General features: G+C 53.8%; 9 protein-coding genes and 2 tRNA genes. 2 read left to right on the forward strand and 9 right to left on the reverse strand.

The window, feature by feature from the left end:
* Nucleotides 1–133: 133 nt before the first annotated feature.
* Nucleotides 134–209 (reverse strand) — tRNA-Asn (locus HP459_RS18300).
* A 103-nt stretch (nucleotides 210–312) separates the two neighbouring features.
* Nucleotides 313–1,731, reverse strand: coding sequence for a multidrug efflux MATE transporter EmmdR (gene emmdR, locus HP459_RS18305; protein ID WP_051979841.1), 1,419 nt, complete (start codon nucleotides 1,729–1,731; stop codon nucleotides 313–315).
* A 226-nt stretch (nucleotides 1,732–1,957) separates the two neighbouring features.
* Here emmdR and HP459_RS18310 point away from each other — a divergent pair.
* Nucleotides 1,958–2,033 (forward strand) — tRNA-Asn (locus HP459_RS18310).
* Nucleotides 2,034–2,180: 147 nt separating this feature from the next.
* Here the strand turns inward: HP459_RS18310 and HP459_RS18315 are convergent.
* The 4 genes from HP459_RS18315 to dacD form a co-directional block, all read right to left on the reverse strand.
* Entirely contained in the window at nucleotides 2,181–2,516 is a 336-nt protein-coding gene (locus HP459_RS18315; protein ID WP_000450410.1) for a DUF496 family protein, read from the reverse strand.
* Between the two features lie 147 nt (nucleotides 2,517–2,663).
* Nucleotides 2,664–3,722 carry an FUSC family protein gene (locus tag HP459_RS18320; protein ID WP_022648598.1) on the reverse strand — a complete coding sequence of 353 codons (1,059 nt, stop codon included), beginning with the start codon at nucleotides 3,720–3,722 and terminating at the stop codon, nucleotides 2,664–2,666.
* 91 nt (nucleotides 3,723–3,813) lie between these two features.
* Complete coding sequence (gene sbmC, locus HP459_RS18325; RefSeq protein WP_022648599.1) at nucleotides 3,814–4,287, reverse strand: DNA gyrase inhibitor SbmC; 474 nt, start codon at nucleotides 4,285–4,287, stop codon at nucleotides 3,814–3,816.
* A gap of 118 nt (nucleotides 4,288–4,405) precedes the next feature.
* Nucleotides 4,406–5,578 carry a serine-type D-Ala-D-Ala carboxypeptidase DacD gene (gene dacD / locus HP459_RS18330; RefSeq protein WP_139153368.1) on the reverse strand — a complete coding sequence of 391 codons (1,173 nt, stop codon included), beginning with the start codon at nucleotides 5,576–5,578 and terminating at the stop codon, nucleotides 4,406–4,408.
* 200 nt (nucleotides 5,579–5,778) lie between these two features.
* On the opposite strand from dacD, the gene sbcB reads away from it, so the two are divergent.
* Entirely contained in the window at nucleotides 5,779–7,206 is a 1,428-nt protein-coding gene (gene sbcB / locus HP459_RS18335) for an exodeoxyribonuclease I (protein WP_171936607.1), read from the forward strand.
* A gap of 129 nt (nucleotides 7,207–7,335) precedes the next feature.
* Here sbcB and HP459_RS18340 read toward each other — a convergent pair whose 3' ends face one another.
* The 3 genes from HP459_RS18340 to HP459_RS18350 form a co-directional block, all read right to left on the reverse strand.
* Nucleotides 7,336–8,694: an APC family permease gene (locus HP459_RS18340; RefSeq protein ID WP_022648602.1), complete on the reverse strand. Its 1,359-nt coding sequence runs from the start codon at nucleotides 8,692–8,694 to the stop codon at nucleotides 7,336–7,338.
* Nucleotides 8,684–8,746, reverse strand: coding sequence for a membrane protein YoeI (gene yoeI, locus HP459_RS18345; RefSeq protein ID WP_099458931.1), 63 nt, complete (start codon nucleotides 8,744–8,746; stop codon nucleotides 8,684–8,686). Before yoeI ends, HP459_RS18340 begins: the two co-directional genes overlap by 11 nt.
* 219 nt (nucleotides 8,747–8,965) lie before the next feature.
* Nucleotides 8,966–9,398, reverse strand: a 433-nt coding sequence (locus HP459_RS18350; RefSeq protein WP_253939655.1) for a LysR substrate-binding domain-containing protein, incomplete at its 5' end; no start/stop codon positions are given.

The following is a 9,398-nucleotide window of genomic DNA, read 5'->3' on the forward strand; positions in this document are numbered from 1 at the left end:
GCCGGGTGGTGGCTTCGCCTTACCCGGCCTACGATTCGATGTTTTTGTAGGTCGGGTAAGCGGAGCGCCACCCGACAATTTTACTGAACGCAGCAAAGCAAAAAGCCTGCTTTAAAAGCAGGCTTTTCAAATTTGGCTCCTCTGACTGGACTCGAACCAGTGACATACGGATTAACAGTCCGCCGTTCTACCGACTGAACTACAGAGGAATCGTGTGAACGGGGCGCATATTATCGATGCGCCCTGAGGATGTCAAAGGGTGAATGCAGATTTTCAATCGTTTGCCGATTTATTCTCCACTTCGCACATTTGTCAGGCACTTGCCGTTTCCGAAACCTCCTGCTCCGGTTTTTTTCGCGGATATTTCCACAGCCAGCGTCCGCTCACCATGCGCCAGTAGAACAGCGCCCCGCGCACGGCCCAGTCAAGGAACATCCCCAGCCAGACGCCGACAACGCCCATACCTAACATTACCCCCAGCGTGTAGCCCGCCACGACGCGGCAGCCCCACATGCCGAGCATGGAGACCCACATCGCAAACCGGGCATCGCGCGCCCCTTTCAGCCCGGCAGGAAGTACCCAGGACGCGGCCCAAATTGGCATAAACGCCGCGTTGAGCCAAATCAGCACCTTCACGACCTCTTTCACGTCATTTTCATGCGTATAGAACGAGGCCATCAGCCCGGCAAAAGGTGCAGTTCCCCACGCAATCGCCGTCAGTCCAATGGTTGAAAGCCAGAAGACATGCCGAAGCTGCCGTTCCGCCTGCCCTATCTGCCCCTTTCCGAGGCGTCTGCCGGTGATGATCGTCGACGCCGATCCCAGTGCGTTTCCGGGCAGGTTAATGAGCGAGGCGATGGAGAAGGCAATAAAGTTGCCGGCGATGACGTCTGTTCCCATCCCGGCAACAAACATCTGCGTCAGCAGTTTCCCACCATTAAACAACACGGATTCGATGCTGGCCGGAATCCCGATCCCCATCACTTCCCAGATAATGGCGAAGTTAAGCGGACGGAAATAGCTTTTAAGCGTCAGGCGCAGCGATGGCGTAATTCCCGCCATCAGCACGCCGATTATCGCCGCCGCACCAATATAGCGGGAAATGGTCAGCCCTAATCCCGCGCCGACAAAGCCCAGCCCCTCCCAGGAAAAGACACCGTAAATCAAAACGCTGCTGATAATGATGTTCAGGATGTTCATGCCGCCATTTATTAGCAGCGGAATTTTGGTATTCCCTGCGCCACGAAGCGCACCGCTACCAATCAGCGCGATGGCAGCCGCCGGATAGCTCAGCACCGTCATTTCCAGATAGGTGAGCGCCAGATCCTTCACTTCACCTGTCGCTTCACCCGCGACGATGTCGATAATTTCTTTGCCGTAATAATGGATAACCGCCGCCAGGATGATCGAAAAGAGGGTCATGATCATCAGCGACTGTCTGGCCGCCTCCCGGGCGCGTTTTGGATCGAGTTTTCCAAGACTAAACGCCACCACTACCGTTGTACCGAGATCGATAGCGGCAAAGAAGGACATCACAACCATGTTGAAACTGTCCGCCAGCCCTACCCCGGCCATGGCTTCTTTACCGAGCCAGCTCACCAGGAAGGTGCTTAACACCCCCATCAACAGGACGCAGGTATTCTCCAGGAAAATAGGCACAGCAAGGGGGGTGATTTCACGCCAGAACAGAACTCGATAACTCTTACGTTTTGCATACCAGGGCGTGCGCATAATCGCCTGGCGCAGGGGTGCGGTGACGTTCAAAATGGGCCTTAACGAGAAAGTTGAAACTCCATTTCAAATGATGGGGCAGAAATGCGTATCCTGCAAAGTATTTTCCATAAAATTATGTTTGGATTTACAACAAAATGACGACAGAATCATCAAACAATCACTTTTGCCTGAGATCAGGTTTGACAAAAGTTTTTTCGCCGCTAAGATAAGCCTCCACAACGATTCCTCTGTAGTTCAGTCGGTAGAACGGCGGACTGTTAATCCGTATGTCACTGGTTCGAGTCCAGTCAGAGGAGCCAAATTAAAAAAGCCTGCTTTTAGAGCAGGCTTTATGCTTTTCTGCGTTCGGTAAAATTGTCGGGTGGCGGCTTCGCCTTACCCGACCTACGTGATAACAGTCCTGAAGGCCCGGTAAGCGCAGCGCCACCGGGCAACAGAGTGTGCGATTACTCGCCTTTAGCGTCGACGTTTTTGATTTCGCCCATCACTTTCAGTTTTTTGGAGATGTCGCGACGCTCTTTGGACAGCTCAGCGTTTTTGATGATGTAGTCATCAACGCGATCTTCATAATCGCTCTTCATGCTGGCGATGATGCCCTGAATGGCTTCAACGCTCATACCTGGCTTGATGTAGTCGCTCAGGTTGTCCAGCAGCAGGACACGTTTCTGGTTGTCACGGATCTTCTTCTCTACGTCCTGGATTTCGCGCTGTAGCTTGTTTTTGCGGCGGAACAGGCGGACGAACTCCAGAACATCCTGGAACGAAGGCTTGGTAGTTTCCATTTTTACACCCCTGATAATGTGAGATTCGGATTCGTTAAAGCAACCGTTTTAACAGACAGCGGCTGCGAATGACAATGAGTATATCGTTTAAAACCATCATAACCCTAATTGTTGCTGAATCGAAGCAGCAGGCATCACATACGCTTTTTATTTGCGCAGTGCCCGGCAAATCAGCTGCGATAACAACTCCAGCTGTCGCGCCAGCTCCATACTCAGCCAGACATAGCCGTGGATGGGCGTTTCCGACACATTGTCGCCCTGACGCTCATTCATCAGCTGTTTGAGCTCGATGACGATGTCATTCAGCCGCTCGCTGTTCGCCCGTATCGGCTGTGGGTTACCTTCGTAAAGTGCATGAGCGATGGTCAGCAGGGTTTGTTGCGTCATCTGCTGCGTCTCTTTCAGCGTATGCGCATTGAGCATCAGAAGATGGCTGGGGCGTGAGGCCCAGTGGGCATTGATTTGCAGTTCAAGCATACAGACCAGATTACGGCTGACCGTTTGAATGGCTTCAAAAATGGCTTTCTGGATATGCGTCTCTTTGCTTGCCGGGGTAATTAACCCGCGCATTTTGACCACATCATTAAGGATTTTTTGCAGGTGCTTTTCCAGCCGCGGACGCTCAATCAGATTCGGTGAAAACCCGGCCTGGTAAACCCGGTTAAATGCCGTGACGTAGTTTGCCATCTGAATGCGCCAGTGCAGGAAGGCGCGCTGCGGCCAGATGCCGGTAAACAGCATGGCGAGCAACGAGCCGAGGATCACGTCCCCGCTTCGCCACAATGCGGTGGTCATATCGCCCGCCGGTGCGCCGACCACAACGGCGAGCGTAATGCCAATCAGCAGCGCCTGATACGGTTTCTTGCCGAGGGCCAGCCATCCGCAAAGAAACATCGCCACCGCGCACCACAGCAACATGAACGGAAATGAAATTAGCTCCAGCTTCAGGGCGATAAGCCCAAGCGCCGAGCCTAAAACGGTACCGCCTATGCGTTCGAAAGCGCGAGGGACCACGTTCCCCCAGAATGAGATCGGCCCCATCACCACCACCAGCGTGATCAGCGGCCACGTTCCTTCCGGGATATCCAGCAAACGAACCAGTACGAAGGTCAGCACAAACGCCAGCGCAATGCGGCAACCGTGCACCACGCGATAATGTTTGTATAACCGAATTTCAAAAGGGGTTAATGACTTGTCGGGGCGCACACCCGTCTCCAGCTCTACGGCAAACCACAATTGTACTGTGTTTTCAGCCGGGTGGATCGCGCCCGGCTGAAAAACCCTGCGTTTCGCAGGATTATCCCACTTTGTGCTCTACCGGTACAAACATCTCAATATCCCAGTAGCCGTCAGCATTGCCATCGTTCAGATAGCGTTCGAAGCAGGGTTTTGGCGCAATCTGGAATTTGCTGTCTTCCAGCAGGGAGTTGAAGAACTGATACCATGGGGTGGCGAAATCATGATTTTCGACGCGCGCGGCGGCAATAGCATACTCTCCGGCAGCAATTTCGGTCAGCATTACCCCTTCGCTGTTATCAGGGATAGTGAAATCGTCCGCTACCGTTACGGCGGTAACGCAGCGAAGCTTTTCTGCCGGCACGTCATCCGGATTGTCATAATAAACGGCCACCCACTCCTGCGGCTGAATATGTCGTCCATCTACCCACATGACCAGCTGTTCAAATCCCTGCTTGACCGTCTTTTCCCACGGTCCCACGAGATGAAAGCCAGCGATCGTACGTTTCTGTTGCTGCCTGATGCTGTAGTCCATGCTGCCTCCGTTTATTACTGTATATATATACACTATAAAGCAGAATCGAGATTATCGGCAAACCAGGAGTGTTTATTATGTGAGCAGACTCGCAACACTGCCAGTCTGCCCGAAAAGGTTAGAGTTTATGATGCAGATAATCGCCGAGGCGGGAGAAAAGGCCGCCCTTTTCAACGCGCTCCAGCGTAACCAATGGCCAGTGCGCTACCACCTTGTCACGATCGTACAGCTGGATCTCCCCTACCCGCTGATGCGCGGCGATCGGCGCTTCCAGCTCTTTTTTATCCATTACATATTTCGCCTTGATGTTCGGCACTTCCGTTTTGGGTAATGCCAGCCAGAAATCCTGATCCGTGCCCAGCGCGATCTGCTCTTTATCGCCATACCAGATGCGTTCGGTTCCCACTTTTTTGCCGTTATGCAGGATCTGCACCGTATCGAAATTTTGCTGTCCCCAGTGGAGCAGCTTGCGCGCCTGATCTTCACGTCCTTTCGGGCTGTCTGCCCCCATCACCACCGCAATCAGTCGACGCTGACCATCCACTGCGGAGGCGATCAGGTTAAAGCCCGCGCCCGAGGTGTGTCCCGTTTTCAGACCATCCACGTTCATGGTCTTATCCCACAGCAGGCCGTTGCGGTTCTGCTGAGTGATGCCGTTCCAGGTCAGACTCTTCTCGCTGTACATGTGGTAGAACTCAGGCTCGCCGTGGATGATGGCGCGGGAAAGTACGGCGAGATCGTAAGCGGAGCTGTGCTGACCCGGTGCATCCAGCCCGTGTACGGTTTCGAAGTGGGTATCGCGCAGGTTCAGCTTTTCAACGTAGTCATTCATCATCCTGACGAACTGCGGCTGACCGCCCGCCACGTGATCCGCCAGCGCCACGCAGGCGTCATTGCCGGAATCAACAATCAGGCCGCGGCTGAGATCGCGCACAGAAACCCGATCGCCCTGCTTCAGAAACATCAGAGACGAACCGTCAAAGACCGGATTGCCTTTTGCCCAGGCGTCACGTCCGACCGTCACAATGTCATCGGGGCTGATGCGGTGGCTATCAATAGCACGATCGACAACGTACCCCGTCATCAGTTTGGTCAGGCTCGCCGGATTACGCTGCTGATGTTCGTTGCCCGCCGTTAAGATTTGACCCGTGGTGTAATCCATCAATACCCAGGATCCTGCCTGGATGGCAGGCGGCTGAGGTGAAAAATCCAGCGGCTCGGCAGCCAGCGCGGATGAAATACTCGAAGCGAGTAAAGAAACAGCAATAAACAGACGGCGTTTCAACGGTATATCCTCAGGTCAGTAAAAATCGATGACCTTTTTACGGGAGTTCTGATGTCGTTACCTGCCTTAATTGCAAAAAAATGTGACAGCACGCAGATTTTTTCGGAACAAATCTCGCAAATTTCTTGCCTGAAGGTGCTTTTTATTCGGACTGCTCACCCCAATCGTTTACCATAGAGACGTCAATTTTTAACAGGATGAGATTACTGGTGTCTGACTCTGCCGCGCGCCCGACTTTTTTGTTCCACGATTACGAAACCTTTGGCACCCATCCGGCGCTGGACCGACCGGCGCAGTTTGCGGCTATCCGAACCGATGACGAATTTAACGTCATCGGCGAACCCGAGGTGTTTTACTGTAAACCCGCCGATGACTATCTGCCGCAGCCAGGCGCGGTGATGGTGACGGGCATCACGCCTCAGGAAGCGCGGGATAAAGGCGTTAGCGAAGCAGAATTTGCCCGTCGCATCCACGACCTGTTCACGGTGCCCAATACCTGCGTGGTGGGTTACAACAACATCCGTTTTGACGATGAAGTGACGCGCAATATCTTCTACCGCAACTTCTACGATCCCTATGCCTGGAGCTGGCAGAACCGCAATTCGCGCTGGGATTTGCTGGATATTATGCGCGCCTGCTATGCGCTGCGCCCGGAGGGAATTAACTGGCCGGAGAACGACGACGGCTTGCCGAGCTTCAGGCTCGAGCACCTGACGCGGGCCAACGGCATCGAGCACAGCAACGCCCACGACGCGATGGCAGACGTCTACGCGACCATCGCTATGGCGAAGCTCGTAAAAACCGCGCAGCCGCGCCTGTTTGAGTATCTGCTGAGCCATCGCAGCAAGCAAAAGCTGATGACGCTGATTGACGTGCCGCAGATGAAACCGCTGGTGCATATTTCAGGGATGTTCGGCGCGTGGCGCGGGAACACAAGCTGGGTGGCGCCGCTTGCCTGGCATCCGGACAACCGTAACGCCGTCATCATGGTGGATCTTGCCGGGGATATCTCCCCGATGCTTGAGCTCGACAGCGACACCTTACGTGAACGGCTCTATACGCCGAAAGAGGCGCTGGGTGACCTGCCAGCCGTACCGGTAAAACTGGTGCACATCAATAAATGCCCGGTGCTTGCGCAGGCCAACACGCTGCGTCCGGAAGACGCCGACCGGCTGGGGATTAACCGTCAGCACTGCCTCGATAACCTGAAAGTGCTGCGCGACAACCCGCAGGTGCGCGAGAAAGTCGTCGCCATTTTTGCCGAAGCAGAGCCGTTCATGCCGTCTGAGAATGTGGATGCGCAGCTTTATAACGGCTTCTTTAGCGATGCCGATCGCGCGGCGATGAACATCGTGCTGCAAACCGACCCGCGTAACCTGCCCGCGCTGGATATCACCTTCGCAGATAAGCGTATTGAGAAGCTGATGTTTAACTACCGTGCGCGCAACTATCCCGGCTCGCTGGATGAAGCAGAGCAGGAGCGCTGGTTACAGCATCGGCGCAACGTGTTTACACCGGAGTTTCTTAATAGCTATGCCCAGGAGCTGGAGATGCTTTACGGCCAGTATGAAGGGGATGCTGAGAAACAGGCGCTGCTGAAAGCGCTGTTCCAGTACGCGCAAGAAATTGTCTGAGTAGCGGGTACAAAAAAGCCGGAGGCGATGTCTCCGGCTTTTTTTTTGCCCGGTGGCGCTTCGCTTACGCGGGCCTACGGTGTAGAAGTCCGTAGGTCGGGTAAGGCGAAGCCGCCACCCGACACAGTCTTACGCGACGTCTTCGTACTGAGGAACCGGGTTGCGGAAGCTCTTCGTTACGCAAGCCAGGTAAATCAGACCGATTGCACCCCAGATCAGACCCAGAACCATTGAGCTCTCTTCCAGGTTGATCCACAGGGCGCCCACCGTCAGGGCACCACACACTGGCAGCACCAGATAGTTGATGTGGTCCTTCAGCGTCTTGTTGCGCTTCTCACGGATCCAGAACTGCGAAATCACGGAGAGGTTAACGAAGGTGAACGCCACCAGCGCACCAAAGTTAATCAGCGCAGTGGCCGTTACCAGGTCGAACTTGATTGCCAGCAGGGCAATCGCGCCCACCAGCAGCACGTTCCACGCCGGGGTACGCCATTTCGGATGCACGTAACCAAAGAAGCGAGTTGGGAACACACCGTCACGGCCCATCACGTACATCAGACGAGAAACGCCCGCGTGCGCTGCCATACCGGATGCCAGTACGGTGACGCTGGAGAAGATCAGCACGCCCCACTGGAAGGTTTTACCCGCCACGTACAGCATGATTTCAGGCTGCGATGCATCCGGATCTTTAAAGCGAGAGATATCCGGGAAGTACAGCTGTAAGAAATAAGACGCACCGATGAAGATCAGGCCGCCAATCAGCGCGGTCAGGAAAATCGCTTTCGGGATCACACGCTCGGCATCTTTGGTCTCTTCAGACAGAGAAGAGATACCGTCGAAGCCCAGGAACGAGAAGCACAGGATAGTCGCCCCGGTGATCATCGGCACAACGTGCGCACCTTCAGACCAGAACGGACGGGTGCTGGTCAGCGTACCTGCGCCCTCACCGTGGGAAACGCCGTAGATGATCAGCCCAACGATAACCGCAACAATCCCCATCTGAAGGATCACGATCAGGGTGTTGAAGTTAGCCACGGTCTTGATGCTGCGCAGGTTAGAGATGGTCATAAAGGCCACCAGCGCCACAACGAAGATCCACGACGGTACGGAAGGTACCAGCGCTTCGAAGTAAATTTTTGCCAGCAGAATGTTGATCATCGGCATGAACAGGTAGTCCAGCAGTGATGACCAGCCCACCATAAAGCCAACAGCCGGGCTAATGGATTTCTGAGCATAGGTGTACGCAGAGCCTGCGGACGGGAAACGGCGAACCAGTTTACCGTAGCTCAGCGCTGTAAAGAGAATGGCGACCAGTGCAAAGGCGTACGCCGTTGCAACGTGACCGTCAGTAAGGCCTGATACGATACCGAATGTATCGAACAGCGTCATCGGTTGCATATAGGCAAGGCCCATCATAACAACCGGAATCAACGTAAGCGTTTTACGTAATTCCACGCGAGAGGTGTTTGGAGTTGCGTTATGCGACATAGTTATTCTCCTTTACGGTGATAACCGCCACGTAAGCGAAAAATTGCCCCATTTCTTTCTTCCTCAGCGACAACAACTGTCGGATTTTAGTAAATATCTATCCGGTACGAAGCCCGGCCTCTTGGTTTTTAGTTTCGTTTCGTACATGCAAAAAAAAATAACCGACGCCTTTTATATCGTCGATTATTCATTTGTTTGCAGCGGCGGCATTTTGCCCTATTCCAGATACAAAAGGCAATACATTGAGAAACCTGCCCATAAATTAATTTTACTAACTGGTTGATTTCCCATCATCTGCCTGAGTGTAAACTGTCGCGATAGCACTATTTGCTAAAATTTCGTCTCGCCACCAGGCGCTGGCAAGCCCGGCGGTCTGTTCATTCCAGCCCACCCATACCGATTCGTTACTGCTCTGCGCTAAAACCTGTTTTTCCACCAGCGCGCCGCTTTCAATAAAGCGCTGTGCTAAATAACGGGGAAGGTAGCCGCACCCCAGGCCGCTTATTTGCAGTTCCAGCTTGGTTTTAAAATCAAAAACGGTGATGGCCTCCTGCTCATCCAGCAGCTGCGATGAAATGCCGCATTCGGGGCGAGAACTGTCTCCAACCACAATGGCGCGATAGTTTTTAATGACGCGTCTTGAAACAGGCTCCGGTTCATTCGCCAGCGGGTGATGAGGCGCAACGGCAAAAACCTGCTCCAGA

Origin of the sequence: Enterobacter sp. CM29, from assembly GCF_013179605.1 — a bacterium.
Classification (GTDB): Bacteria; Pseudomonadota; Gammaproteobacteria; order Enterobacterales; family Enterobacteriaceae; genus Enterobacter; species Enterobacter intestinihominis.